Source organism: Streptomyces nodosus (assembly GCF_008704995.1).
GTDB lineage: Bacteria > Actinomycetota > Actinomycetes > Streptomycetales > Streptomycetaceae > Streptomyces > Streptomyces nodosus.
Genome location: NZ_CP023747.1, coordinates 494,261 through 519,085 on the forward strand (window position 1 = coordinate 494,261; position 24,825 = coordinate 519,085).

Below are 24,825 nucleotides of genomic sequence, written 5' to 3' on the forward strand. Positions count from 1 at the left end.
ACCCCACCCCGTGAGGATCCGACCGTGACCAGCCCGCAGCCCACCCCGGACCACGACACCCTGACGCCGCGACAGGCGGGCGAACGGGCCGCGGCCGTGCTCGACGAGATCCGCACGGCGGTGGTCGGCAAGCCGGAACCACTGGAGCTGGTCATGCTCGGCATCCTCGCCGGTGGCCATGTCCTCATCGAGGATCTGCCGGGTCTCGGGAAGACGCTGCTGGCCCGCTCCTTCGCCACCACCCTCGGCCTGGACTTCCGCCGCATCCAGTTCACCCCCGATCTGCTGCCCTCCGATGTCACCGGCGCCCCGTTCTACGACCAGCGGACCGCCGACATGGTCTTCCGGCCCGGACCGGTCTTCACCCATCTGCTGCTCGCCGACGAGATCAACCGCACCCCGCCCAAGACCCAGGCCGCGCTGCTGGAGGCGATGGCCGAGTCCCAGGTGTCCATCGACGGAAGCACCCGGTCGCTGCCGGAGCCCTTCGTGGTCGTCGCCACCGCCAACCCCATCGAGTACGAGGGCACATACACCCTGCCGGAGGCCCAGCTCGACCGGTTCCTGCTGCGGGTGCGGATGGGCTATCTGACGGCGTCCCAGGAGGCCGGCCTGCTGCGCGCGCGGGTCGATCGGGCAGCGCCCGAGGCGGTGCTGCGCACGCTCAGCGGGCCGGGCGAGGTGCTGGCCATGCGGGCCGCCGTCGAACGCGTCGAGGTGGACGACGACCTGCTGGAGTATGTCGTCGCGCTGGTCGGCGCCACCCGGTCCCACCCGCACATCCAGGTCGGTGCCTCGCCGCGCGGCGGCCTGGCCCTGGTGCAGCTCGCCCGTGCCCGTGCCGTCCTTGACCTGCGGGACTATGCGACCCCGGAGGACGTCAAGTCCGTGGCGGTGCCGGCCCTCGCACACCGTGTCACCCTCAAGCCGGAGCTGTGGGTCCGGCAGATCGACGGCGACGACGTGATCCGCGAGATCACGCAGTCCGTGCCCGCCCCGCAGACCCTGCCGCGCACGCCGGTCGCATCATGACGAAGCCCGTGCCGGCCTCCAGAGCGGCCGCCGCCGTCCGACGGGCCCTGGACGGCCGCCAGGAGGTGACCGCCGAACCCCCGCCGCCGCCCCCGCCCGGCTGGCGCCCCGGTGAACGCGCGTTGCGGCTGGGCACATTGGCCGTTGTCGCGCTGTCCGCCGCGCTGGTCACCGGGCGGCCCTGGGTGCTTGCTCTCGCCGCCGGGCCCCTGGTGCTGCTCGCCCTCGCCCTGCCGAGCGGGCGGCGCCCGGACGCGGTGACGGCCGAGGTCGAGGTGGCGCCGCGGCGGTGCTTCGAGGGCGAGCAGGTGACGGTGCGGATCGCGGTGGCCTACGACGGTGAGGCCGGCCGCCTGGACCCCGGCGTCACTCTCGGTCACGGGGTCCGGCTCGACCACCTCGCGGTCGGCCCGCACCGCGTCGATCTCGTCCTGACCGCGCAGCGCTGGGGCCGCTGGACGCTCGGCACGGTCGACGTCGACCTCTACGACCGCGGCGGCCTGGCGCGCCTCAGTGTGCGGGCCGAACTCGGCGAGATCGCCGTCTTCCCGGTGCCCGAACACGCCGGCCTCACGCCCATCCCGGTCCGGCTGCCGCAGCGGCTCGGCGAGCACACCGCCGTGCAGCGCGGCGAGGGCGTCGAGGTCACCGGCGTGCACCCGTATGTGCGCGGCGAACGGCAGCGCCGGATCCACTGGCCGGCCACCACCCGCCGCGGCACCCTGCAGGTCCACCAGTTCGCCGCGGAGCGCACCGCCGACACCGTGGTGCTGCTGGACGTGCTCACCGACGTGGTCGATCCGGTCACCGGCGCGTCCTCGCTCGACGAGACCTTCCGGGCCGCTGCCGGGCTGGTCCGCGCCTATCTGCGCACCCACGACCGGGTCGGCGTGGTGTCGGTCGGTGGCGCCACCCGCTGGCTGCAACCGGGCAGCGGCCAGGGGTACTTCTACCGCATCGTCGAGAGCGTGCTCGAGTGCCGCAAGGACCGCGCGTACCGCACGGCGGGCCTCAGCCGGCTCCCACCGCCCGCGTTGCCCGAAGGCGCGCTGGTGTATGTCATCACACCGCTGACCGACCAGCGGATCTTCGACGTCCTGCACCAGGTGCGCGGGCGGGCCAACCCGATGATCGTGGTCGAGATCCCCACCGGCGACCCGATCGTGGAACCCGGCGACACCGAGAGCGGACTCGCGCTGCGGCTGTGGCGGGCCGACCGCGACGCCATGCGCTTCGCCCTCGTGGAACGCGGCATCGCGGTCGTGGCCCACCGGCCCGGCGAGACCCTCGACCTCGCCCTTGCGCCACTGCTGCGCACCCGCATCCACGGAGGGGCCCGATGACCGACGCCTCCGCCCGGTTCGCCCGGCCGGGCCCGCGCGCCGACGACAGCCGAGCCGGCCGGCTCATGGCACGGCTCACCTCGCGCATCACCGACCGACTGCTGGGAACGGCCCTCGCGGTCGCCGCCTGCAATCCGCCGGCCGTCCTGCACGCACCGCCGCCGGTCAGGGTGCTGATGCTCGGGGCGGCGGCGGCCGCGTGGTGGGCCGCTCCGATGGTCGACGCGCGCCCCGTCCAGACCTCCATGCGCTGGCGGACCGTCGCGGCCCGCCGCAGGACGACCGTGCTGCCTGCCGCGGCGATCGCGGTCGCGGCGGCCACCGGACCCGCGGTCTGGCTGGTCGTCTGCATCGCCGCCCTGCTGCTCGCCTATCTGCTCGTCACCGACACATGGACAGCCGGTGTCACCGCCCCGACCGGCCAGCCGCGGGCGACCCCCGCACTGGCGGCCGCCGCCGCGACGGCGGTGGTGCTGTTGGCCGCCCAGGCGCCGGTCGCGGGTACCTCCTATGCACGGCTGCCCGCCGCACTCGCCATCATCGCGACCACCGCTTGCCTGGTACTGGCGCTGCACACCCGCCGCCGCCCGCCCGGCTGAGTGGTGGCGGTCCAGCCTCACTTCTCGCCTGTCACACTGACCTGTGCGTGTCGCGGCAGAGCGGCGCCGAGGGGGAAGGAACTGGTCGCGGGATGCCCCGGTGGATCGTGCTGGCCGTGCCTGTCGAAGGTGTCGGAGAGCTGAATTGTGACGCGCGGACCATTGCGGAGTTCGAAGGCAGCGCGGAAGAAGCGGAGGCGGCTCTCCGGTATGCGGTGAACACCTATGAGGACAGCTTGTGGAAGGTGCGCCGTCGAGAGATCTTCATATGCTCCAGCCGGTCATACTTCCTTCGCATCCAGGGGCGTCTGGCGAAATACGGCTTCCTCATCCAGCTTGCTGAACTGGTCTACGACTCCGACGCGAAGCCCATGGCCCAGCCGTTCGGCTGATGGCCCGGCTGCGCGGCCTCGTTCGCTTCGAACGGTGGCGTCTGTGCACCGGTTCGAACAGCAGATCGGCTGCCCTATCCTTCTGCCGTGGGGAAATGGTGGCGGTCTCTGGCGCGTGCGTTCTGGGCTCTGGATCGGGTTCTGGGCGGGCAACGGCGTCCGACTCGGTTCCAGAAGTGGGTGGGCCGGCACCCGATCAAGGCCGGTCTGTACACGGCCCTGCCTCCCACGCTCTTCTTCACCTTCTTCTTCTGGCTGGTGTCGGACGAGGAGGAGCCTGACAATCTCCTGTTCCCCGTGATCGGCGGGCTGGTCATGGGACTCGTCTTCGGCCTCGTGGCAGCGTCGGAGCGGCTCCGGCAGCGCAGGCTCAAGCGTCTGGGGATATGGGACGGATCCTGAGCGGAAACAGCGCGGGCAGGGGGAAGGCGAGGATGTCCCCTGGCGCCGCGGCAGGCAACGTCGCCCGTCAAGGAGCGGCGTCGTGGGGCCCCCGCGCGAGCGCAGTCGAGCAGGGGGCATGCCGACGTCGTGACGGGGCGAACGTCGCCTGCCGGGGCACTACCACTAGTCGAGGGCGACGGTCCTGGTGTGGAGGATCTCGCCCAGGGACGCCGCCCGCCACTTCCTCAGCAGGTCGTGGAAGGCGAACGCACCGTGGGGGTAGGCGGTCGGACCGTTCGGACGGCCGCGTCCCTCGGCGTTGTAGTAGCCGGGGGTGCACTCGGCGTGGAACCACTCATGGTCGGCCGCGCCCTCGGCCAGGGCGGTGACCCAGGCGTCCTCGGCCTCGCAGGACGGCTCGACCAGGGCGCCCTCGGCCTCGGCGGCGGCGATCAGGGCCGCCGCGTGGACGGCGTGCTCGTCCAGTACATGCGTGTAATTGACGCTGCTGGTGCTCTGGACGCCGCCCAGCTGGATCAGGTTCGGGAAGCCGTTGCTGGTGAGACCGTGCAGGGTGCGCGGCCCCCGTTTCCGCCACACGTCCTGGAGTTGGACGCCGTTCCGGCCGTGGACGGGCAGTCTGCCCGAGTGGATGCCGGACGCGCCCACGGAGAAGCCGGTGGCGAAGACCAGGCAGTCGAGTTCGTACTCGGTGTCGCCGACGACGACACCGCGCTCGGTCACCCGCTCGATGCCGTGGGAGTCCGCGGTGTCGACCAGGGTGACGTTGTCGCGGTTGAACGCCTGGAGGTACAGATCGGAGAAGGTGGGGCGCTTGCAGGCGTACCGGTACCAGGGCTTGAGCTTCTCCGCCGTCCCCGGGTCGGTGACGATCTGCTCGACCCGGGCGCGGATGTCGTTCATCTTGGCGGCGTCCGCGGCCTCGTAGGCCGCTTCGAAGGCCGCCCGGTCGCCGTGTCGGCGGAAGCTCGGCAGGAGCTTCTCCAGGAGGCCGGCCGACCGGGTCCACTGGTCGGCCACGAGGTCGGCCTCGGCGGCTTCGCCGGAGACGATGCGCAGGAAGTTGTCGCGGCGCTCGCGCGCCCAGCCGTCGTGGTCGGCGCCGACGTCCTGCGCGGTGGTGCGCCGGTTGGCTCGCACATCCACGGTGGAGGGGGTGCGCTGAAAGACATAGAGGTGCTGGGCGCCCTCGGCGAGCTTCGGGACGACCTGGATGCCGGTGGCGCCGGTGCCCACGACGCCCACGCGTTTGTCCGCGAGGCGGGCGAGACCGCCGTCCGGGGTGCCGCCGGTGTAGGCGTAGTCCCAGCGTGAGGTGTGGAAGGTGTGGCCCTTGAAGCTCTCGATACCGGGGATGCCGGGGAGCTTCAGTTCGGACAGGGTTCCGGTGGCCGTGACGACGTACGTCGCCCGGAACTCGTCGCCCCGGTCGGTCGTGACGATCCATGTCTCGGTGGCGTCGTCCCAGGTCAGAGCCGTGACCGCGGTGGAGAACAGGGCGTCCCGGTAAAGGTCGAACTGCTCCGCGATCCGTACCGCGTGGCGGCGGATCTCCTCACCGGGAGCGTACTTCCACTCCGGGACGTACCCCGTTTCGTCGAGCATCGGCAGATATACGTGCGACTCGATGTCGCAGTGGATGCCGGGGTAGCGGTTCCAGTACCAGGTCCCTCCGAAGTCGCCGCCCGTCTCGATGACGCGGACGCGCTCGACCCCCTGCCGGCGCAGCCGTGCCCCGGCGAGGATGCCGCCGAAGCCTCCGCCGACGACCGCGACGTCCACCCTGTCCCGCAGCGGCTCGCGTTCGGCCGTCTCTCCTGCGTACGGGTCATCGGCGTAGTAACCGAACTCCGCGGCGGCGAGATACTGCCGGACGCCGTCGGGCCGTACCCGCCGCTCCCGTTCGGCCCGGTAACGCTCCCGCAGGTCGGCGAGCGCCTCGACCGACCACTCCTGTGAATTCGCCATGTGGGGGGACCTTGTTCCTTCCGGTTCGCTGCAAAGGGGCCGTCTCGTCCGTGAACTGCCCAGGGAGGCAACGGATTTGAGCAGGCATGCACTACGGTAACAAGGACCGGACAACGCTGTCCGGTTGGTGCGGGGTTTCCGTCCGCACACCTTCGGACAGGAAGAGTGACTTGATGCGACGACTCCCGATCCGTTCCCTCGCCGGGCTCACCGCGATCGGCCTGCTGGCCCTCACCGGGTGCGGTGCGAAGACCGTGGGTTCCGCCGTGGACACGGCAGCCGGCGCCGGCGGGGAGAGGACCATCCGCGCGCGGCAGGTGATGCAACTGACCACGGTGCACCCGAAGACCGGGATGACCCTGCTGGAGGGGCCGGTCTTCGACGAGGACGGCAAACTGCTCGTCGTCGACGTCACCGCGCCCGCCGGCGAGCCGAAGGTGCTGCGCGTCGACATCCGCAGGAAGACCTCGCGGGAGTTTCACACCGACGACCGCGGCACCTACACCTCGGCCCAGTTCAGCCCGCACGACGGGCGTGTCTATCTGACCGACTTCTCCCACGGGGACATCGTGAGTCTGGCCCCGGACGGCAGCGATCCACGGACCTTCTTCTCCGGCGAGGTCGACGGAGCGCCGATGAACCCCGACGACCTCGCCTTCGACCAGGAGGGCAACCTCTACATCAGCGACTCACGCGGTATGTCCGAGGGCGTGGCGAAGGGCCGTGTGGTGCGCATCGACCGCGACGGGAAGGACGCCACCGTCCTGGCGGACGGACTGGCGGCGCCGAACGGCATCTCGTTCGACGTGGACTACCGGGGCCTGTGGTTCAGCGAGCTGACGCAGAACCGCATCTCCTATCTCCTCCTCGACGGCAAGGGCCGAGCGGTCTCCCGGCATATCGCCATCCGGGTCGACGGCGGGATCGCGCAGACCGACTCGATCGCCGTGGACGCGCGCGGGAACCTCTACCAGGCCCTGCACGGCCGGCCCGCGATGGCGGTGTACAGCAAGAACGGTGAGCGCCTGGCGACCGTCGAGGTGCCCGCCCGTGCCGCGGAAGGACTCACATCGGCGACCAATGTGGCCATCACTCCCGGCGGCACCCAGGCCTATATGACCGTCAGCGGGCCTGCGGGCGGCTATCTGTACACCTTCGACGCCCTGGCGAAGGGGATTCGGCAGTCCAACGGCGGTTGACACCGCCTCCGTTCACCCTTCGAAGGGCCGCACCGGTCCCACCTCGACACCCAGCAGCCGCCAAGCCGCCAGCGCCCGGCGCTCCCGCTGCTCCCGGGTGGGGCCGAGAGCGGCACCGGAGACCATGCCTACGGCGATCATGAGATCCTCGGGCCGGGCAGCCAGCCGATGCCCGTCCGGCAGATGTCTCCGCAAGGCCTGCTCGACCCGGCGGGACAGGGCCGAGGCATAGGCGGGGGTGCCGGAGCGACCGCCCGCACCGTCGGTGTGCAGAACACTGACGAAAGCGGTCGACTCCGTCTGGTGCCAGGTCAGCACACCGAGCATCTGAGCGATGTCCGCGCCGTCCGCAGCCGCCGCCTGTTCGATCTGCCGGACGTTCTCCTCCAGTACGGCGATCGCCACGGCCGCCCGGTCGGGGAAGTGCCGGTACAGGACGCCCTGACCGACGCCGGCCCGGCGTGCGATCGCGGACAGCGGAGCCTGCAGGCCCGACTCCGCGTAGATCTCCCGAGCGGCAGCGATGAGGGCGGCCCGATTGCGGGCGGCAGCCTTCGGCCCCTCGTTCGGGCGCCGCCGCTCGGCCGGGAGGGGTTGCTGCGTCATCCCGGGATGATAACGGGCCGGTGCAGCCCGGTCGTCCTCGAGGAGGACACGGCCGCCTTTCCGGGGCAGCGATCAGCGGACACCGAAGTCTCCTGCGCCTGCGCGGTGTTGCGTCGGACACGCTTTGTCCATCATGAAAACAGCCTCCCAGCTGGTTTTGCTCGTGACGCCTGAGTTTTTCGGTGGGATCGACGAAGTCGTCGAAACAGCAGGGAGGGGTTGCGCGAAGTGGATCGGCCGTGGCCCTGGGCGAGTTGTGGTAGGCAGGGATGGTGATCAGCCGACTCCCTCTCGACGAGCAGCTCGAGTCCCTGCATGTGGTGCTATCGCGTAACGACGTGTTGACGGAGGTGCTGGCGCGGACTGCCACGTTGGGTCTGCCTGGGTGGTATGTGACCGCTGGATGCCTGTTTCAGACCGTGTGGAACGTGGCCACGGACAGACCACCGACCAGCGGCATCAAGGACTACGACGTCTTCTACTTCGATGCCAACGATCTGTCCTGGGAAGCAGAAGATGTCGTGATCAAGACCGGCAAGGAGGTCTTCGCCGACCTCCCGGCAGAGGTTGAGATCCGGAACGAGGCCCGGGTTCACCTCTGGTATGAGGACAAGTTCGCAGTGGCGTGTCCGCCATATGACTCCACTGAGGCGGCGATCGACAGTTTCGCTGCGACGACGTGCTGTCTGGGAGTCCGGTTGGAGACTGACGGCCGGTGGCGCGTGTATGCGCCGCATGGTCTTTCGGACGTGTTCAACCTGGTCGTTCGGCCGAACCCGGTGCTGGCTCCGCGGGCAGTTTATGAGGCCAAGGCAGCGCGGTGGCGAGAGCAGTGGCCTGAGTTGACTGTTCTGGACTGGCCCTCCTCTGGTGTCATGTCGGCCTCGTCCGTCGACTGACGTCGGCGGCGTAGGCGGCCCAGCCCCCCGGTGGATGCCTGCTGCCACTGGACGGCGACCTTGATGTGGACACCGAGTGTCCGGGCGAGGATGACGGCGGGGAGTTCGGTCGCGAGAGTGAACAGTGCGGCAGTGTTGCGTCAGATGCAATTCATCGCGTTCGCAGCTCGCCGGTACAACGGCAGCCGCACCAGGTGCAGCCGACCTGCCTGGGTCTGCTTGGCCCCGCCACCATCCGCGCCAGGCCCGCCGCGGATGGTGGCAGCGGCGGCTACAGCGTGGCGATCACCCGGAGCCGGTCCCGGTGGGCGCGGCGGGTCACCGCGGCGTCGGGGGCGAGGCGGTCGAAGCCATGGGGCGCGCCGGGGTGGACATGGAGTTCGACCGGTACTCCCGCGGCGGCGAGCGTGGCAGCGTAGCGGATGACTTCCGTGCGGAAGATGTCCAGATCGCCGGTCTCGAGGTAGGCGGCCGGGAGGGCCGTCGCGTCGGTGAGCCGGGCGGGTGCCTCGACGGGTGAGACCCGGTCGGTCCCGGCTCGGTCGCCGAGGACGGCGCCCCAGGCGGTCGCGTTGTTGTCGTACTTCCAGGGCGCGACCGCGTCGAGCGCCGGGTCGGGGTTCACGGTGCGGTCGTCGAGCATCGGATAGATGAGGATCTGCCGGGCGATGGGCAGCTTCCGTTCGCGGGCGAGCAGGGTGGCGCCCGCGGCCGGGGCGCCGCCCCCGCTGTCGGCCATGACGGCGATCCGATGGGGGTCGACGTCCAGTTCGGGGGCGTGCTGGTTCAGCCAGCGCAGTCCGGTGTAGACGTCTTCGGCCAGTGCGGTGCCGGTGGACTCGGGTGCGGGCCGGTAGCCGACGGAGAGAAAGGGCACCCGGGACTGCTCGGCGTACCAGCCGAGCAGTCGGTCGTAGGCGTCCAGGCTGCCGAGGATCATGCCCCCGCCGTGCACATAGAGCACGGCCGGGCCGGGGGTGGCCTCACGGGGGCGGTACCAGCGCAGTTCGAGTGCGGCGCCGTCGGCGGCGGGGGTGCTGTGGCGGGTGCGGGTGACGCCGGTGGAGGCCGGGTCCAGGGTGGCCATGTACGCCTGGCCCGCTGTGCCGAGTTCACGCAGCTTTGCCCAGTCCCCGCGGGCGACGGCCGGGCGGGGTGCGCTGAAGGCGTCGGCGAGTTCGGGGTCGAGGGCGTAGCGGGAGGGCTGAGGAGATGTGGTGCTCATACGGTCGTTTCCATGGGTCGGTCAGTACTGGGAGGGCTTGAGCAGGACGGTGATCTGTGAGGTGATCTGGTCGTCGCGCACCTGGAAGTAGTGGGTGAGGATCACCGGGTCGGGCAGCCGGGACTTGTCGAAGGTGCCGTCGGTGACGGCGCGCACGATGATCTGTCCATGGTGCTCGCGCACCTCGGTGACCTCGTAGGTGACCTTGTCGCCCACGATCTCCTTGGCCAGGAAGGCGCGGATGGCCGCCTTCCCGGTGATCTCCCGGGAGGCGTCGGTGATGAAGGCGTCGTCCGCGAAGGTGTCGACGATCGCGTCGAGGTCGAGGGCGTTGGTCGCACGGAAGTTCTCCGCGAGCACGCCGGTGAGAAGCGAGGCTGTCATGGGGGGAGGTCCTTTCTGTGGTCTGCCGGTATGTCGCGCTGCCGGAGGCCGGCGACATCTGAATCCTCCGGATGACCGTCCGGGCGACCTCAAGTCCCACGCACGTCGAAACCCTCCCCCGGGGGAGGGCGCATACTGCACGGTATGAGCACCTTGACCATCGGTGATTTTTCCCGGGCCACCCACCTCGGCGTCAAGGCGCTGCGGCACTATCACCGGGTCGGGCTGCTGGTACCGGCCGAGGTGGACGAGGTGACCGGGTACCGCAGATACAGGGTGGAGCAGATCGGCGACGCGCTTCTGATCAAGCGGTTCCGAGATCTCGACCTCCCTCTGGATCACATTCGCGCTCTGCTGGACGCGCCCAGCGTGGAGAGGCGCACGGCACTGCTCCAGGAGCATCTGTCCCGGCTGATCGGTGATCTTCAGCGGATGCAGGCCGCGGCGGCGAGCCTCACCGCTCTGCTGAAGCCGGATCCGGACACGAGCCGGGTGCGGTTCCGTGTCGCTCGCGCGGCCGCCGGGGCCGCGATCCAGGCCGAGGTCGACACCGCCACCGTCACACCATGGTTCCGGGGGGCGACCGCGGAGCTGACGGCCGCGTTGCGCGCCGCGGGCGCCGCGGTGCAGGGGCCGGTGGTCGGGCTGTACGAGGACGGCATCTTCACCGAAGGTGCCGGCCAGGCGACGGTGTTCGTCCCGACCACCGACCGGATCCGACCGCTGGGGCGTGTCGTCCCGCTGCTGTGCCCCACCGCCGAACTGTGCGTGGTCACCCACCAGGGCGGGCACTCCTCGATCGACCGCGCCTATGCCGCGCTGGGTTCGCATGTCGCACGTCATGAGATCTCCACACCGGGCCCGATCCGGGAGACCTATCTGACCGGTCCGGCCGACACCAACGACGAGGACGCCTGGGTCACCGAGATCGGCTGGCCCGTCTTCCACACCCGGAGCGGCATGGATCCGGGTCACACGTCCTCCTGATCCGGAAGCGGGACACGGCTGTCGCACGGGGCGGAAGAGAGAGGGACGGACCGTGCGAGCCCCTCCCCTGAGGGGGGAAACAACGGGTTGGGCGGCCTTGACCCTCCCCCACGGGGAGCCCCGAGTCTTTGCGAGGTCGCACAGCGCACGCGGCACGGTACGGCATGGACGACGGCCCGACGCACGACGGTCGCCATGTCGACATGGCTGTTCGCTCGCCGCGCTGAACCGACCTTCTTTCTCTCCTGACCGCCCTTTCTCCCACAGGAATTCCTCCATGGCACCGTCGTACACCCTGGAAATCGACGCACAGATCCCCGTGCGTGACGGCACCCGGCTCAGCGCCAACATCTGGCGCCCTCGTCATGAGGAGCCGGTGCCCGTCATTCTCATCCGTACGCCCTACGGAAAGGATGACAGCCAGCTGATCTACTCGAGCGATCCGAACATGTACTCATTCCTGGAGGCGGGATATGCGATCGTTCGGCAGGAGACGCGGGGCACCTTCCATTCGGAGGACATGTTTTATCCGTATGCCGGAGATGGGGAGGACGGTGCCGACACGATCCGCTGGCTCCGCGAACAGCCCTGGTGCAACGGTGACGTCGGCATGTGGGGCCAGTCCTATATGGGGATGGTGCAGTGGGCGGTTGCGGCGACCGGGGTCGAAGGTCTGAAAGCCATCGCGACGGCGCAGGCGTCGGCTGACTTCTATCGCGCGCACTGGTACTCGCCCGGCGGCGCGATGTCCCTGGACACGTCGCTGTGCTGGGTCAGCCTCATCGTGTTCAACAAGCTCAGGCGTGATCTCGCCGACGGGGACCTGTCCGTCCTCTCGGATCTGGAGGAGGTGGCGAGGATTCTCGCGTCGGGGTCGGCGCTGACAGAGGTCCTGCCCACCTCGTACCACCCCGTGCTGCACAGACATGCGCCGTGGCTCGCCGAGGTTTTCGCCCACCCCTCGCGCGACGACTACTGGAAGGCGTATTCACCGCTCGAACGCCTCGAGCGGGTGGAAGTCCCGGCCCTGAGCATCGCCGGCTGGTACGACACCTTTCTCACCGAGACGCTTCGCGCCCATACCGGCATGCGCTCGCGCGCCGCACATGCCGATGCCCGTGACGGACAGCGGCTCATCATCGGCCCCTGGGGGCACGCCCCGGAATTCGTCACCGGTGACTTCCCCGACCGGCAGTTCGGGCCCGCCGCCGGCATGCGCTACGCCGACCTGACGACGGCGCATCGCGCGTTCCTCGACCACTGGGTCAAGGGGGACACGACCGCCCTGGACGGCATCCCTCCGGTGCGCATTTTCGTCATGGGCATCGACCAGTGGCGCGACGAGACCGCGTGGCCGCTGCCGGACACCGCCTACACGGACTTCCATCTGTCGGCGGACGGTCCTGCGAACACCGCCGCCGGCGGGGGCACGCTGGCCCTGTCCCCGGCGCCGGCGGAGCAGCGCGACTCCTATCTCTACAACCCGCTGCGCCCCGTTCCCAGCGTGGGCGGTGCCATCCTCGCCCTCGACCAGACGGTCCACGCCGGTCCCTCCGACCAGTCCACTGTCGAGGCGCGCGAGGACGTCCTCTGTTTCACGGGTCCGGTACTCGACGAGCCGATCGAGGTCACGGGACATGTGTCCGTGACGCTCCATGTCTCGTCCTCCGCACGGGACACCGACTTCACCGGAAAGCTCGTCGACGTCCATCCCGACGGCCGGGCGATCCTGTTGTGCGAGGGCATCCAGCGCATGCGGTACCGAGAGTCACTCGAAGCTCCGCGCCTGATGGAGCCGGGCACGGTTTACGAGGTCACGATCGAGATGGCCGCCACATCGAATGTGTTCCTGCCGGGCCACCGCATCCGCCTCGAGGTGTCCAGCAGCAACTTCCCGCGCTATGACCGCAACACCAACACCGGTGGGGAGATCTCCGCCGAGAGCGCGGCGGACATGGTGTCGGCGGTCAACACCGTGCACCACGGGCCGGAACATCCGAGCAGTCTCACGCTTCCGGTCATTCGCCGCTGATCTGCCTCCGCGGGCGGGGCGATCTCGATGAAGGCCGCCGTCTCCACGCCTCCGCAGCCTCAAGGGCGGGTCCGGAGGCGTCCCGGCGCCGGGGCCGCACCGGCTGCGCGGCATGTCAGACCGCCGACCAGCCGTCGTCGACCGGCAGGATCACACCATTGATGTTGCTCGCGGCGTCCGAGGCGAGGAACACCATGGCGGCCGCCTGTTCGTCGGCCTCGGCCACCCTGCCCGTGTTGACGAAGTACGGGCTGATGGCCGCCGGCCCGTGGGCACCCGGCTCGGCGTCCACCGTGATACCGGTCCGGGTGCCGCCCGGGGCGATGGCGTTGGCGCGGACACCCTGCTTGCGGTACATGACCGCAAGGTTCTTCGTCAGGCCCACCACTGCGTGCTTCGACGCGGTGTACGCGGCGCCCGCGGCGCTGCCGCGCAGGCCGGCCTCGGAGGCGGTGTTCACGATGGCGCCCCTCCCCGCCTTCAGCATGTGCGGCAGCACCGCCCGTGTGAGCAGGAAGGGAGCGGTCAGGTTGACCCGGATCACACGCTCCCACTCGTCGTCGCTGACGTCCGCCGGCGCCGACATGCGGTCCATGACGCCGGCGTTGTTCACCAGCACGTCCACACCGCCGAAGCGCTCGACGGCCTCCCTCACCACCTGGTCGACGACCGCCTGATCACTCAGATCGCCCACCACGGCGACAGCGGTGCCGCCCGCCCCTTCGATCTCCCGGACGACCTTCCGCGCGCCCTCGGCATCAAGGTCGGCGACCACGACCCGCGCCCCCTCCGCGGCGAACATCACAGCCGCCGCACGCCCGATGCCCGATCCCGCCCCGGTGACGATGACGCTGCGCCCGTCGAGCCCGCTGTCCATGAAGTGCTCCTGCTCATGACCGTGGTGACCGGGCGACTGCCCGATGCGTCTCCACACCCTACGACTTATTGTCTGTCAGTGACATTAAGTCATGGAGGAGAATTCAGGACGTGCGGTCCGAGAGCGATCGCCTGATCCGGAGGGACAGATGAGCGCACCCCACGGCCGTACGGGACGACCGCCGCTGACCGAGGCACGCAGGGCCGAAGTGCGTCTGGAGATCGCCCGGGCCGCCGTCGGCCTGTTCGTGGCCCAAGGCGTGGCGGCGACCACGGGGGAGCAGATCGGGACGGCGGCCGGCGTGTCCGCGCGGAAGGTCTGGCGCTACTTCCCGAACAAGGAGAGTTGTGTACGGCCGCTGTTCTCGGCAGGCATCGATGCCATCGTCGCCTGTCTGCGGCAGTGGCGCCCCGGTGAACCCCTCGGCGAGGTCTTCGATCGGGAGCTCGCGAACCGCGAGAGCCTTCTCGGCGACCCCGACCGCGACACCGTCGGTGCGCTGGTACGGCTGACCCGCACCGAACCCGATCTGCGCGCGGTCTGGCTGCAGACCTACGACGAGGCCGAGCCGGCGTTCGCCCGCGCCCTCGCCGAACGTGCCGGGCTGCCTGCCGACGCCCTACGGCCGGCCATCCAGGCAGCGATGTTCAACGCGGCCCTGCGCGCGGCGGTCGAGCACCACGCCTGGCGCACCGTCGACGAACCCGCCGATCCGGCCACGGCCCGGGACGGGCTGACAGCGACCGTGCGCTCGGCCCTGGCCGTCGTGGCGGAGGGGCTCGCCTAGGTTCTGTCCGGCGGGGTCCGGCGTCGGGCCCCCAGAACGGGTTGAGTAGCGGTACTCATGCCGCCGTACCGGCGCCGCATCAGGATGAGGGTCCTGTCACGCTCCTGTGGTGAGGAGCGCCCTACGGCGAGGAGTCCGCCCGTGTCCGACCCGACCCTGTCCGCACCCGCCCCGTCCGCCCCGGCACGCTCCACCCCCTGGCGCGTTCCGCCCGTCCTGCTCGCCGGGATCGTGGTGGCCGGGCTGATCGTGTCGGGCTGGGCCCCGCGGGACCGCGTCACCTGGCTGCTGGAGACCGTGTGGGTGATCGTCGGGCTGCCGCTGGTCGTGCTGGCCTGGCGGCGTTTCCCGCTCACCGACCTGCTGTGCTGTCTGCTCGTCGTGCATGCGCTGGTGCTGGCGACGGGCGGCCACTACACCTACGCGCAGGTACCCCTCGGCGACTGGATCCGGGACGTCTTCGGCCTCCACCGCAATCCGTACGACCGGCTGGGCCATCTGATGCAGGGGTTCGTGCCCGCCGTGCTGGTACGGGAACTGCTCAGCCGTACCTCACCGCTCCGCGGCAGCCGCTGGCTGGCGCCGCTCACGGTGTGCGCATGTCTCGCGTTCAGCGCGCTCTTCGAGCTGTTCGAGTGGGCGGCGGCCGTGATCGGCGGCCATGACGCGGACGCGTTCCTCGCCACTCAGGGCGATGTGTGGGACACCCAGTGGGACATGTTCTGCGCGCTGATCGGGGCCACCGTCTCGGTGCTGGTGCTCAGCCGCTTCCACGACCGCCGGATCGCGGCACTGGAGGCTGCGGCGCGCTAGCGGGGCGGCGGACCGCCCCTCGCGGAACTGGCCTTTTCCGATCAGGAATTGACGGTGCGTCAGGCCGGTTCCGGGGTTCGGCCGCCGAAGTGCGGCACAGCAGAACAAGGCATTGCGTACGAGGGGCCACCGAAAGGCTTCGGTCCGCTCAAGGCAAAAAGTCGTCGCGCGGGTCTGGTCAAGCGGAAGAGGTGTTCGGTAGCGTCACGCCCAGTTCACTGACATGTCAGTGAAATTCCACTGACGTCGGGGGCTTGGCGTCGGTTGCTCCGATGTCGCCGGAAACGGCCCCACGAGACGAGGTTCTAGTGAAGAAGTCGCTTTGGCGCGGCAGCGCCGCCGCGGTGGCCGCGGGGCTGCTCGCCCTCACCGGCTGCTCCAGCACGCAGGGTTCGGGGAGCGCGCAGGGGGACCATCCCTTCGGGGACTGCGCGATCACAAAGAACCCGAAGGTACACAAGATGGACACCCGGGAGAGCGGTGCGCTGACCGTGGCCGCATCGCTCCCCTACCCGGCCGGCTACCGCGGGAACACGCTCGACTCCGTCGACGGCGGCTATATGTACTGCCTGGACGCGGAGATCGCCAACCGGGCCGGGCTCAAGAAGATCAAGCTCGTCAACGCCTCCTTCGAAGCTCTGGTGACCGCCAAGACGTCCAACTTCGATTTCGCCCTCTGGGACATCTACGACACCCCCGAACGGCGCCGGGCGGTGGATTTCTCCGCCCCGTACAACACCTATGAGACGGGCGTCCTGGTCAAGAAGGGCTCCTCCCTCACCCCGTCCTCGATCAAGAACGCGACGGTCGGGGTGCTCGCCGGGTCGGTGCAGCTGAACTATGTGAACAGCACCCTCAAGCCCAAGCAGGTGCGGGTGTTCAACTCCAACGACGACCTCTTCAACGCCGTGCTGGCGGGCCAGATCGACGCGGCGCTCAACGACACCGCCACCGTCATGCCGAGGGCCGCGAACTCGGACGGCAAGCTCGAAGTGATCGGCAAGTACCCGGTCGGCGGCAATGTGGCGGCGCTCTTCTCCAAGGGCTCACCCAATGTGAAGGTCGTGGACCAGATCCTCGCCGACATGAAGAAGGACGGCACCCTCGACGCGATCATGAAGAAGTGGCTCAACCCGATCCTGGGCGGCGACCCCCACGGGCTGCCGGACTGGAGCGCGTGATCATGGCCACCAGAGCGCCCGGCACGAAGGCCGGGGCCATGAGATCGCAGACCACCGCCGCGGAGCCCACGCCCGCCGCCCCGCTGGCCACCTCCGGTTATCTGGGCGCCGCCGGGGTCCTCGCCCTGCTGGCGACCGTGCTGTGCTACCAGTTCACGGGCGCCGCGGTCAGCCGCTCCCAGCCGCTGCACCTGCTGCTCGGCGTCGTACTCCCGGTGCTGGTGCTGGGCGGGCCCTTCCTCCTCTCCTACAGCCGCAGCAAGCAGTCGGAGCGGGAGTGGGCGGAGGGACGGTACGCCGAGGCGCGGGTCGCCGCCTCCCGGTCGCGGGACGCGTCGGTCTCCTCGCTGGGACTGACCGGCTTCGTCGCCGTCGCCGCCCTGGCGGGGCTTCTGGTCTTCACCAACGACGGCGCCGTGCAGAAGACCTTCTTCAACGTCTCCTATATGACCAAGAGCCTCGGCGACATCTTCGGGGCGCTGGTCATCAACATCGAGATCGCGGTCGGGGCCCAGCTGCTCGCCATGCTCTTCGGGCTGCTGCTGGCCGTCGGGCGGCTGCTTCCCGGAAAGGGGTTCTGGCCGGTCCGGGCGCTGTGCATCGCCTATATCGACGTCTTCCGCGGTATCCCCTCGGTCGTGCTGATCTACCTGGTCTGCTTCGGCCTGCCGCTCACCGATGTGCCGGTGCTCAGCAAGGGCGACCCGATCGTCTATGCGATCGTCGCGCTGGCCATGACGTACAGCGCCTACAACGCCGAGCTGTACCGGGCCGGCATCGAGTCCATCAACAAGGGGCAGACCTCCGCGGCGCTCTCCATGGGACTCTCCCAGCCCGACGTCTACCGGTTCGTGATCCTTCCGCAGATGGCCAGGAACATCGCCGCGCCGATGCTGAGCCAGTTCATCGGCCTGCAGAAGGACACAGCCCTGGTGATCGTCGTCGGGATCATCGACGCGTTCAGCCAGGCCAAGATCTACTCGGCGAACGACTTCAACCTCTCCGCGGTGACCGCGGTGTGCTTCGTCTTCGTGCTCATCACCATCCCGCAGACCCGCTTCGTCGACTACCTGCTGGCACGCTCCGGCACAAAGCTGAAGAGAGTCTGAGCCATGACAGAACCCTTTGTCCTGCTGGACCACGTCACCAAGAGATACGGCGACCACACCGTGCTCGACGAGGTGGACCTCGCCGTCGCCCGGCACGACGTGGTCACGCTCATCGGGGCCTCCGGCTCCGGCAAGTCCACCCTGCTGCGCTGCGTCAACGGCCTCGAGCCGATCCAGGGCGGACACATCTCGCTCGCCGGGGACGTCATCTCGGGCGAGGGCGTGGACCTGGTCGGGCTGCGCCGCCGGGTGGGCATCGTCTTCCAGAGCTACAACCTCTTCCCGCACATGACGGTCCTGCGCAACTGCACCCTCACCCCCGTCAGGGCCGGCATCGCCTCCAAGGAGCAGGCGGAGGCCGACGCCCGGGCGATGCTGGAGCGGGTCGGGCTCCGGGAGAAGGCCGAGGCCTACCCCGACCAGCTCTCGGGCGGCCAGCAGCAGCGGGTGGCCATCGCCCGCGCCATGCTGATGCGTCCCGAGGTACTGCTGCTGGACGAGATCACCTCCGCGCTCGACCCGGAGCTGGTGATCGAGGTGCTGAACCTGGTCCGCGAACTGGCCGCTGACGGCATCACCATGATGATGACCACCCACGAGATGTCCTTCGCCCGGGAGATCTCCTCCAAGATCTGCTTCCTCCACCAGGGATCGATCCTGGAGGAGGGACGCCCGGAGCAGATCTTCGACGAGCCCGCCACCCCGGAGTTGAAGACGTTCCTCCGCCGGATCCATGAAGCCGGCCGGGACTGACCCTTTTTTCTATTGGAGTTGACGATGAAGCAGAACTACGACGTCCGGGACTTCTTCACCTACCTCGGATACCCCAGCGGCGATCAGCCCTACTGGTCGGAGAACCTGCGCAGCCTCTCGGTGTACTGCAAGGGCGACGCCGACAACCTCCGGGAACTGCTGGAGCCGACCCCCTTCGAGCTGGCCGACGACCGTTTTGTGGTGCAGATCGCGGACTTCGCCAACGCGACTCCGGGTTCCTTCTACGACTCCGGGGTCGTCATCCCGGTCCGCTACGGGGACCACACCGGGGTGAACTACTACTTCGAGTACGAGGACCAGCCCTGGAGCGTCGCCTTCGGACGGGAGGTGTGGGGCTACCCCAAGCACTACGGGGAGATCCAACTCACCGACTCCACAAGCCGGGTGGCCGGAAGCGTGCGCCGCGCGGGCCAGCAGATCTTCGGCATCTCGATGGAGCCCCAGGACGGATACTCCAACGAGGCGTGGGCCGACATGGCGCTCTACCCGCACCTCCAGGTACACGCCCTCCCGGAGGCCAACGGCCCGGGGTTCAAGACCTTCGAGATCGTCTCCCGCGACACCTCCAAGGACTTCGTCCTGCGGAACAAGTGCTTCGGCCCGGCCCGGCTCGAGCTGGGATCCGCACTCAGTGTCAACGGTGTGCAGCTCGAGGTGGTCGAGGTGCTCGGCGGCGAGTACTCCGTCGGCGACTACGCCTGCACCGTGGAGAACGGCATTTCGACAGTGATCGACGACCTGCTGGCCGACCGCCCCGAAGGGCAGCCACTGCGGGCCTCCACCGCCGGCGAATAGCCTTTCCCCGTCATCCATTTGGTGGTGCCGCCGGCCTGTCCGGCGGCGCCGTCCACAGAGAGGGTTGGACACTGTGCGTCCTGCGTACGTCCCTGGCAAGCATGCGGCCAAAGCCGAGGCCGGAGCTCCGAACCTGCTCAGCGAGTCGGCCCACGCGGCCCTGCGCTCGCGGCTGGTCAGATGCGAGATCATGCCCGGCGAGCGGCTCAGCGAGGCGGAACTGCGCAGCAGCCTCCAGCTCGGCGCCTCGCCGGTACGGGAGGCGATCCGGCGACTGGAGTTCGAGCAGCTTGTCGTGATCTTCCCGCGCAGCGGAACGTTCGCCACCGAGATCGCGCTGAAGGACTCCCGCTCCGTCATGGAGCTGAGGCTGCAACTCGAGGGCCTGGCGGCCACCTTGGCCTGCACCCGCGGCTCCAGGGCGGAGAAGGAGGACCTGGCCGCCCTGGCCGAGCGGCAGTTCCGCACCACCGACCTCCAGGAATGCATCGATCTGGACGCGGCGTTCCACCGCAGCCTCTACCGGATGACACGCAACGACTACCTGATCACCAGCGCCGAGATCCACTTCAATCTCGCACTGCGCCAGTGGTACTTCTGCTCCAAGGTGGTGCAGACCCCCGACTGGACCGGCGTCGACCACCGCCCGCTCGCCGCGGCCATCGCCGACGGCGACGCCGCCACCGCCGACGCGCATATCCGCGAGCACGTACTGCACGACTCCCAGCAGGTCGTCACCATCCTCACCGACTACGGCCTCTAGGCTCCTCCAGGAAGGACCCGCCCATGCGGGGCAGCGACGCCACCGTGCACTCCCTCTTCTCCCTCACCGGCCGGACCGCCCTGGTCACCGGCGCGGCCGGTGGCCTCGGCCTGGCCCAGGCCCTGGCGCTCGGCCGGGCCGGAGCCCGCCTCGTCGCCTCGGACATCAGCCACGAGGCCGCCGTGACCGCCTGCGACCAGCTGCGAGAACACGGCCTGGACTGCGTGCCGCTGGCACTCGACGTCACCTCCAAGGCGAGTATCGACGCCGCCTTCGACACACTGGAAGCGGGCGGCGACAGCCCCGACATCCTCGTCAACAACGCGGGCGTCTCCCTGCGCAACAGCGCGCTGGAGGCCACCCCGGAGGAGTTCGACACCACCCTCTCGATCAACCTCCGCGGCACCTACTTCACCGCGCAGCGCGCCGCCCGGGCCATGCGCCGGCGTGGTCACGGACGCATCATCAACCTCTCCTCCATCGGCGGCCTGGTCGTGGACGGTGAGCGCTCCTCGGTGTACGACGCCTCCAAGGCAGCCGTCGTCCATGTCACCAGGAACATGGCCTACGAGTGGGGCCCGTACGGCATCCGCGTCAACTCCATCGCCCCCGGCTATATGCGCACCACCATGACCTCCGACCTGCTCCCCACCCCGGAGACAGAGGCGCGGATCGTGGACGGCCACATCCCCCTCGGCAGAGTCGGCGAACCGGACGACCTCAGCGGCGCAGTCGTCTTCCTCGCCTCCCCGGCGTCCTCCTACGTCACCGGCCACACCCTGACCGTCGACGGCGGCTGGACCGCGGCACTGTGATGTGCTCTCTGCAGCCCGCGCCCTGTGCGGACGCGAGCTGCCCGGCCTGCCCCATGGTCTGCTACGGTGCCCGCATGTTCCTCTTCCGTGCATAGGAGCCAGTGCCGGCTGCGCCCACCGGGCGCGGCTCTCGCTGCCCATGTACGTGTGAGCGCCCTCAGTCCGGCGCTGTCTCCAAGGAACATGATCTTGTCTTTGTCTTCCGCGGCCCCTTCGTATGCGGCTGTGCTGCGCATCCGCCACGCCTGCCGCACATTCGGTGCGGCGTTGCTGGGCCGGCTTTCCTATGGAATGGTCTCTTTGTCGCTGGTGCTGGCGGTCAAAGAGGCCACCGGCTCCTATGCCGTGTCCGGCACCGTCATGGCTCTGTTCGGGCTGACCAGTGTCTTTCTCTCGCCGGCCCGTGCCGGGCTGGTCGACCGGTACGGGCCGCGCCGAGTTCTGCCCCCCATGGCCGCCGTCTACGCGCTGTTGCTGACCGTGCTGGCTTTCGCGACCTCGTGGCCCGGTGCCTCAGGCATTCTGCTGGGCGGCTTGGCGGTGTCTGCCGGCGCGTGTACGCCGCCGCTCGGCCCGGTGATGCGGACGTTGTGGAGCGGCTTGGTTCCCGACCGGCGGCTGTTGCAGCGTGCGTACAGTCTGGACGCGGTCGCCGAGGAACTCCTCTTTGTCACCGGACCGCTGCTGGTGGGACTGCTGGTGCAGGTCGCGGCGCCATCGGTCGGTCTTGCGGTGAGCGCCGCACTCGTACTGACCGGCTCACTCGCCCTGATCTCGTCTCCGGCGGTCCGCGGCTGGGTCGGTCCCGAGAAGGCTCCCGCCGGGCCCGCGCCGTCAGAGGGACTCGTCTCCGATGTGCAGCCGCTGCGAGGCGGACCCGGGCTGCGTCAGGCGATCGTCGTCGCAGCCGCGGTGGGCATGTGTCTGGGAGCGTTCGATCTCCTGGTGATCGCCTTCGCCGACGAACACCAATACCCTGAGGCGGTCGCCTGGGCCCTGGCCGCGCTCTCCGGGGGCAGTGCGATCGGCGGCCTGGTCTACGGCGCCGTCCCCTGGCGCGCCCCGAGCAGGCTGCGGCTGGCATTCCTCGCAGCGGGCATGGGGCTGACCCTGGCCATGACGGGGCTTTCGCCCCATCCCTACGTGCTCATCGGGTGGGCGGCGCTCGGCGGACTGTTCGTCGCCCCGGCCATCACCACCGCCTATCTGATCGCCGATGAGTGCGCCGGTCCGGCCACCCGCACCAAGGCGGGCGCATGGGTCAACACCGGTGTCAACGCCGGTTCGTCGGGGGCCACCGCCGCCACTGGGCTCTTGGTGGGCCGCTTCCCGCTGCCCTTGTGCTTCGCACTTGCCGCGACCCCGGTCGTGTTGTCCGCGGCTACCGCCCTGCACCGGTCCCGGCGGCTCGCCCCCGAGACCGCCTGAGATCACCACGCTGCGTGTCGCGTATCCGTGGTCACATGTCGTTCCCGGTGAGGGCGAGACGGACACCGAGGCCGACCATCACCTCAGGCCAGGAGCGCGGCTCAGCGACCGGCAACCCGCGTGTCCCTGGTGGCCACTCGTACCGGGTGATCCCGATGGGGGCGAGCAGCCGCGCGTTGCCGTCGGCCGCGGCGGGTCAGGCCCCAGGGTTTCAGGACCGAGATCACCGTCATGAAGACATATGCGGTCAGGGAGACGATCGGACCCATCAGAACTCCGCGGGCGCCGGGCAGTTGCCCGCCGAGGGCGACGGCCTCGACGGCCGAGTTCACTCCGGGGCGCAGCGCGAGGACCGTGGCGGTGATCGTGGCCAGGGTCAGCCAGAACTTGGTGTAGACCCAGCGGTGCCGCGCCAGCCCCCATGGGGTGGCCAGGGACAGCACCAGGCCGCTGAGAAGGGTAAGCACCGCGACGGGGAGCACTAGCCAGTCGGCGAAGAGCTTCATGGCGCGGACCGAACCCTCCACGGTCACGGCGGACCGTATGACGGTCGCGTTGATCCCCAGTGCGAGCAGCCCGAGGGTGAGGCCGAGCCAACTGGCGGAGGCGACCACATGGACCACGAGGAAGGCACGGCGTGCAGAGCGGCTTGCTTTCACCGGCAACACGGTGCCGGACGGCCGGATGGGCCCGCGTCCCACGTGGGGAGTATCCCGCTGTACTGACCTCGGCGTACGCGGTGCCTGTGGGCCACGGCGGAGTCCGGGCCGGGAGCCGGGAGTCCCGCCGGGCGACGAGTCGCCCGGCGGGACCGGTGCCCTGGTGCCTGAGCCGGCCTCCGGGTTCCTGGGCCCGGAGACCGGCGGAGCCTTGCCGGGTCAGTCGAAGTAGTCGGGCTGGGTCTGGACGTTCAGCTGGTCCAGGTGGATCTTTCCGGCCGGGTCGGTGCGCCGGTCGCTGAGCTTGAGCACATCGAAGCCCTTGGCGATGTCGTTCGAGTAGATGTAGCCGTTGTAGTAGTACGCGGACCAGGAGCCGCCCACGGCCAGCGTGTCCGTGCTGAGCGGGCCGCGCTCGAAGTAGCCGATCTCCTTCGGCTTCGTGGAGTCGGTGAAGTCCCAGACCGAGACGCCGCCCTGGTACCAGGCCTGGACCATGATGTCGCGGCCCTTGACCGGGATCAGCGAGCCGTTGTGGGCGACACAGTTCTCGGTGTCCGCCTGGTACCGGGGGATCTTGAAGTAGCCGCGGAAGACGAGCTTGCGGTGGTCGCCCTTGCCGACGATGTCGTAGATGCCGTCGGCTCCGCGGTTCGGGCCGGTGGCCGCGTTGCAGGTCGCGGCGCCTCCGCCGCCGAGTTCGTCGGTGAAGACGACCTTCTTCGCGGTCTGGTTGAAGGTCGCCGAGTGCCAGAACGCGAAGTTGACGTTGTCCTGGACCTGGTCGATGACCTTCGGGTGCTCCGGGTCCTTGATGGACATCAGGATGCCGTCGCCCATGCAGGCACCGGCGGCCAGGTCCTGCGACGGCAGCACGGTGATGTCGTGGCAGCCGGTCGTCTTGGAGACACCCGGGTTGGTGGGCGCGCCGGGGTTGCCCCCGCCGTCGGGGCCGTCACCCGGGAAGAGGACCGCGAAGTTGACGACCGCGGCCTTCTGGGGGGCGTCGCGCGGCACCTTGACGATCGAGATGCCGTCGTGCGGGGGCCCGCAGTCGGGGAACGACGGGCTCGGCGAGTACGAGGAGACGTAGATGTAGACGTTGCGGCCGTGCGGGACGAGGGAATGGGTGTGTGAGCCGCAGTTGGTCTCGACGGCCGCGACGTACTTCGGGTTCTTCTTGTCGCTGATGTCGAAGATCTTCATGCCCTCCCACGACGACTTCTCGGTCGCGGGCTGCGCCGTGCTCGAGCAGGAGTTGTCGCTGCGTGAGGAGTCGGTGGACAGGAACAGCAGGTTCCCGGAGACGGAGACGTCGTTCTGCGACCCCGGGCACAGCACCTGGGAGACCGTCCTGGGCGCCTTCGGGTTGCTGATGTCGAAGATGCGGAAGCCGTCGTAGTTGCCGGCGAATGCGTACTTGCCCTGGAAGGCGAGGTCGGAGTTGATGTCCGGCAGGGCGTCCTTGGGGATGTTGACGAGGTGTTTGATGTTGTCGGAGTGGACGATCTCGTCCTGGGCCGGTATCTCGCCCGTGGAGACGGCCGTTCTGGTCTCGGCCGCAGCGCTCTTGGACACACGCTGAGGCGCGGTGCCTGCGTCGCCGGGGTCGGGCGTCGCGACGGCCGGAGCGGCCGTGAGCAGCGCGGCCAGCAGGCCGATGGCGGCCGTCACGACTGCCAGGTGTCTCGGCCGTGTTCGGGGACTGTTCAACAGGATCACTGTTTCCTCCCTGGTCTCCGTTCACAAGGGA

Annotated in this window: 25 protein-coding genes; 18 read left to right on the forward strand and 7 right to left on the reverse strand. The window is 69.4% G+C overall.

All coding sequences use genetic code 11. The features are described 5' to 3' along the window. Positions 1 to 24: 24 nt before the first annotated feature. The 5 genes from CP978_RS02575 (at position 25) to CP978_RS02595 (ending at position 3,768) form a co-directional block, all read left to right on the forward strand. The gene (locus tag CP978_RS02575) at positions 25 to 1,032 is read left to right on the forward strand and encodes an AAA family ATPase (RefSeq protein ID WP_052453958.1); all 1,008 of its coding nucleotides are present in this window, start codon (positions 25 to 27) and stop codon (positions 1,030 to 1,032) included. Continuing rightward, the gene (locus CP978_RS02580) at positions 1,029 to 2,375 is read left to right on the forward strand and encodes a DUF58 domain-containing protein (protein WP_052453959.1); all 1,347 of its coding nucleotides are present in this window, start codon (positions 1,029 to 1,031) and stop codon (positions 2,373 to 2,375) included. Before CP978_RS02575 ends, CP978_RS02580 begins: the two co-directional genes overlap by 4 nt. Beyond that, positions 2,372 to 2,974 (forward strand): hypothetical protein, encoded by a 603-nt coding sequence (locus CP978_RS02585; RefSeq protein ID WP_043437185.1) that lies wholly within the window; start codon positions 2,372 to 2,374, stop codon positions 2,972 to 2,974. The genes CP978_RS02580 and CP978_RS02585 overlap by 4 nt, the downstream gene beginning before the upstream one ends. Positions 2,975 to 3,066: 92 nt before the next feature. Next, positions 3,067 to 3,366, forward strand: a complete 300-nt coding sequence (locus CP978_RS02590; RefSeq protein WP_043437187.1) for a hypothetical protein — start codon at positions 3,067 to 3,069, stop codon at positions 3,364 to 3,366. Positions 3,367 to 3,546: 180 nt separating this feature from the next. Next, on the forward strand, positions 3,547 to 3,768 hold the full coding sequence (locus CP978_RS02595) for a hypothetical protein (protein ID WP_227745299.1): 222 nt from the start codon (positions 3,547 to 3,549) through the stop codon (positions 3,766 to 3,768). Positions 3,769 to 3,933: 165 nt separating this feature from the next. Here CP978_RS02595 and CP978_RS02600 read toward each other — a convergent pair whose 3' ends face one another. Next, the gene (locus tag CP978_RS02600; RefSeq protein ID WP_043437192.1) at positions 3,934 to 5,739 is read right to left on the reverse strand and encodes a flavin-containing monooxygenase; all 1,806 of its coding nucleotides are present in this window, start codon (positions 5,737 to 5,739) and stop codon (positions 3,934 to 3,936) included. 173 nt (positions 5,740 to 5,912) lie between these two features. Here CP978_RS02600 and CP978_RS02605 point away from each other — a divergent pair, with 173 nt between their 5' ends. Next, the gene (locus CP978_RS02605) at positions 5,913 to 6,938 is read left to right on the forward strand and encodes an SMP-30/gluconolactonase/LRE family protein (protein WP_043437193.1); all 1,026 of its coding nucleotides are present in this window, start codon (positions 5,913 to 5,915) and stop codon (positions 6,936 to 6,938) included. A 12-nt stretch (positions 6,939 to 6,950) separates the two neighbouring features. Here the strand turns inward: CP978_RS02605 and CP978_RS02610 are convergent, their stop codons facing one another. Then, entirely contained in the window at positions 6,951 to 7,544 is a 594-nt protein-coding gene (locus CP978_RS02610) for a helix-turn-helix domain-containing protein (RefSeq protein ID WP_043437195.1), read from the reverse strand. Positions 7,545 to 7,816: 272 nt separating this feature from the next. On the opposite strand from CP978_RS02610, the gene CP978_RS02615 reads away from it, so the two are divergent. Beyond that, entirely contained in the window at positions 7,817 to 8,443 is a 627-nt protein-coding gene (locus CP978_RS02615; protein ID WP_043447979.1) for a nucleotidyltransferase family protein, read from the forward strand. Positions 8,444 to 8,714: 271 nt separating this feature from the next. Here CP978_RS02615 and CP978_RS02620 read toward each other — a convergent pair whose 3' ends face one another. Together CP978_RS02620 and CP978_RS02625 are read right to left on the reverse strand one after the other, a co-directional pair. Beyond that, on the reverse strand, positions 8,715 to 9,668 hold the full coding sequence (locus tag CP978_RS02620; RefSeq protein ID WP_043437196.1) for an alpha/beta hydrolase: 954 nt from the start codon (positions 9,666 to 9,668) through the stop codon (positions 8,715 to 8,717). Positions 9,669 to 9,689: 21 nt separating this feature from the next. Beyond that, on the reverse strand, positions 9,690 to 10,052 hold the full coding sequence (locus CP978_RS02625) for a nuclear transport factor 2 family protein (RefSeq protein ID WP_043437197.1): 363 nt from the start codon (positions 10,050 to 10,052) through the stop codon (positions 9,690 to 9,692). A 144-nt stretch (positions 10,053 to 10,196) separates the two neighbouring features. Between CP978_RS02625 and CP978_RS02630 the strand changes: the two genes are divergently transcribed. Together CP978_RS02630 and CP978_RS02635 are read left to right on the forward strand one after the other, a co-directional pair. After that, positions 10,197 to 11,039 (forward strand): MerR family transcriptional regulator, encoded by an 843-nt coding sequence (locus CP978_RS02630; RefSeq protein WP_043437198.1) that lies wholly within the window; start codon positions 10,197 to 10,199, stop codon positions 11,037 to 11,039. Positions 11,040 to 11,316: 277 nt separating this feature from the next. After that, positions 11,317 to 13,071: a CocE/NonD family hydrolase gene (locus tag CP978_RS02635; protein WP_174498599.1), complete on the forward strand. Its 1,755-nt coding sequence runs from the start codon at positions 11,317 to 11,319 to the stop codon at positions 13,069 to 13,071. 115 nt (positions 13,072 to 13,186) lie between these two features. Here the strand turns inward: CP978_RS02635 and CP978_RS02640 are convergent, their stop codons facing one another. Continuing rightward, entirely contained in the window at positions 13,187 to 13,948 is a 762-nt protein-coding gene (locus CP978_RS02640) for an SDR family NAD(P)-dependent oxidoreductase (protein WP_043437199.1), read from the reverse strand. 148 nt (positions 13,949 to 14,096) lie between these two features. Between CP978_RS02640 and CP978_RS02645 the strand changes: the two genes are divergently transcribed. From CP978_RS02645 to CP978_RS02685, 9 genes are all read left to right on the forward strand, one after another. Beyond that, on the forward strand, positions 14,097 to 14,735 hold the full coding sequence (locus tag CP978_RS02645; RefSeq protein WP_043437200.1) for a TetR/AcrR family transcriptional regulator: 639 nt from the start codon (positions 14,097 to 14,099) through the stop codon (positions 14,733 to 14,735). Between the two features lie 156 nt (positions 14,736 to 14,891). Then, the gene (locus CP978_RS02650) at positions 14,892 to 15,548 is read left to right on the forward strand and encodes a DUF2238 domain-containing protein (protein WP_052454509.1); all 657 of its coding nucleotides are present in this window, start codon (positions 14,892 to 14,894) and stop codon (positions 15,546 to 15,548) included. Between the two features lie 308 nt (positions 15,549 to 15,856). Beyond that, positions 15,857 to 16,729, forward strand: a complete 873-nt coding sequence (locus tag CP978_RS02655; RefSeq protein ID WP_052453960.1) for an ABC transporter substrate-binding protein — start codon at positions 15,857 to 15,859, stop codon at positions 16,727 to 16,729. 38 nt (positions 16,730 to 16,767) lie between these two features. Further along, the gene (locus CP978_RS02660; RefSeq protein ID WP_207312932.1) at positions 16,768 to 17,838 is read left to right on the forward strand and encodes an amino acid ABC transporter permease; all 1,071 of its coding nucleotides are present in this window, start codon (positions 16,768 to 16,770) and stop codon (positions 17,836 to 17,838) included. Between the two features lie 3 nt (positions 17,839 to 17,841). Continuing rightward, complete coding sequence (locus CP978_RS02665) at positions 17,842 to 18,591, forward strand: amino acid ABC transporter ATP-binding protein (protein WP_043437203.1); 750 nt, start codon at positions 17,842 to 17,844, stop codon at positions 18,589 to 18,591. A 24-nt stretch (positions 18,592 to 18,615) separates the two neighbouring features. After that, positions 18,616 to 19,407 carry an acetoacetate decarboxylase family protein gene (locus tag CP978_RS02670; RefSeq protein WP_144401425.1) on the forward strand — a complete coding sequence of 264 codons (792 nt, stop codon included), beginning with the start codon at positions 18,616 to 18,618 and terminating at the stop codon, positions 19,405 to 19,407. A 73-nt stretch (positions 19,408 to 19,480) separates the two neighbouring features. Continuing rightward, positions 19,481 to 20,170 (forward strand): GntR family transcriptional regulator, encoded by a 690-nt coding sequence (locus tag CP978_RS02675; protein ID WP_144401426.1) that lies wholly within the window; start codon positions 19,481 to 19,483, stop codon positions 20,168 to 20,170. A gap of 23 nt (positions 20,171 to 20,193) precedes the next feature. Beyond that, a complete protein-coding gene (locus CP978_RS02680) occupies positions 20,194 to 20,985 on the forward strand; it encodes an SDR family NAD(P)-dependent oxidoreductase (protein WP_043437206.1) in 792 nt (263 codons plus the stop codon). A gap of 225 nt (positions 20,986 to 21,210) precedes the next feature. Then, positions 21,211 to 22,413: an MFS transporter gene (locus CP978_RS02685; RefSeq protein WP_043437208.1), complete on the forward strand. Its 1,203-nt coding sequence runs from the start codon at positions 21,211 to 21,213 to the stop codon at positions 22,411 to 22,413. 101 nt (positions 22,414 to 22,514) lie between these two features. Here CP978_RS02685 and CP978_RS02690 read toward each other — a convergent pair whose 3' ends face one another. Next, positions 22,515 to 23,072, reverse strand: a complete 558-nt coding sequence (locus CP978_RS02690) for a hypothetical protein (RefSeq protein ID WP_043447988.1) — start codon at positions 23,070 to 23,072, stop codon at positions 22,515 to 22,517. Between the two features lie 219 nt (positions 23,073 to 23,291). After that, positions 23,292 to 24,794 carry an LVIVD repeat-containing protein gene (locus tag CP978_RS02695; protein WP_043437210.1) on the reverse strand — a complete coding sequence of 501 codons (1,503 nt, stop codon included), beginning with the start codon at positions 24,792 to 24,794 and terminating at the stop codon, positions 23,292 to 23,294. Between the last annotated feature and the right edge of the window lie 31 nt (positions 24,795 to 24,825).

Coding starts and splice junctions, on each gene's coding strand:
- CP978_RS02630 (WP_043437198.1), top strand. CDS start 10,197: ATGAGCACCTTGACCATCGGTGATTTTTCCCGGGCCACCCACCTCGGC.
- CP978_RS02610 (WP_043437195.1), bottom strand. CDS start 7,544: ATGACGCAGCAACCCCTCCCGGCCGAGCGGCGGCGCCCGAACGAGGGG.
- CP978_RS02590 (WP_043437187.1), top strand. CDS start 3,067: ATGCCCCGGTGGATCGTGCTGGCCGTGCCTGTCGAAGGTGTCGGAGAG.
- CP978_RS02585 (WP_043437185.1), top strand. CDS start 2,372: ATGACCGACGCCTCCGCCCGGTTCGCCCGGCCGGGCCCGCGCGCCGAC.
- CP978_RS02605 (WP_043437193.1), top strand. CDS start 5,913: ATGCGACGACTCCCGATCCGTTCCCTCGCCGGGCTCACCGCGATCGGC.
- CP978_RS02640 (WP_043437199.1), bottom strand. CDS start 13,948: ATGGACAGCGGGCTCGACGGGCGCAGCGTCATCGTCACCGGGGCGGGA.
- CP978_RS02600 (WP_043437192.1), bottom strand. CDS start 5,739: ATGGCGAATTCACAGGAGTGGTCGGTCGAGGCGCTCGCCGACCTGCGG.
- CP978_RS02580 (WP_052453959.1), top strand. CDS start 1,029: ATGACGAAGCCCGTGCCGGCCTCCAGAGCGGCCGCCGCCGTCCGACGG.
- CP978_RS02625 (WP_043437197.1), bottom strand. CDS start 10,052: ATGACAGCCTCGCTTCTCACCGGCGTGCTCGCGGAGAACTTCCGTGCG.
- CP978_RS02670 (WP_144401425.1), top strand. CDS start 18,616: ATGAAGCAGAACTACGACGTCCGGGACTTCTTCACCTACCTCGGATAC.
- CP978_RS02635 (WP_174498599.1), top strand. CDS start 11,317: ATGGCACCGTCGTACACCCTGGAAATCGACGCACAGATCCCCGTGCGT.
- CP978_RS02680 (WP_043437206.1), top strand. CDS start 20,194: ATGCGGGGCAGCGACGCCACCGTGCACTCCCTCTTCTCCCTCACCGGC.
- CP978_RS02665 (WP_043437203.1), top strand. CDS start 17,842: ATGACAGAACCCTTTGTCCTGCTGGACCACGTCACCAAGAGATACGGC.
- CP978_RS02660 (WP_207312932.1), top strand. CDS start 16,768: ATGAGATCGCAGACCACCGCCGCGGAGCCCACGCCCGCCGCCCCGCTG.
- CP978_RS02645 (WP_043437200.1), top strand. CDS start 14,097: ATGAGCGCACCCCACGGCCGTACGGGACGACCGCCGCTGACCGAGGCA.
- CP978_RS02620 (WP_043437196.1), bottom strand. CDS start 9,668: ATGAGCACCACATCTCCTCAGCCCTCCCGCTACGCCCTCGACCCCGAA.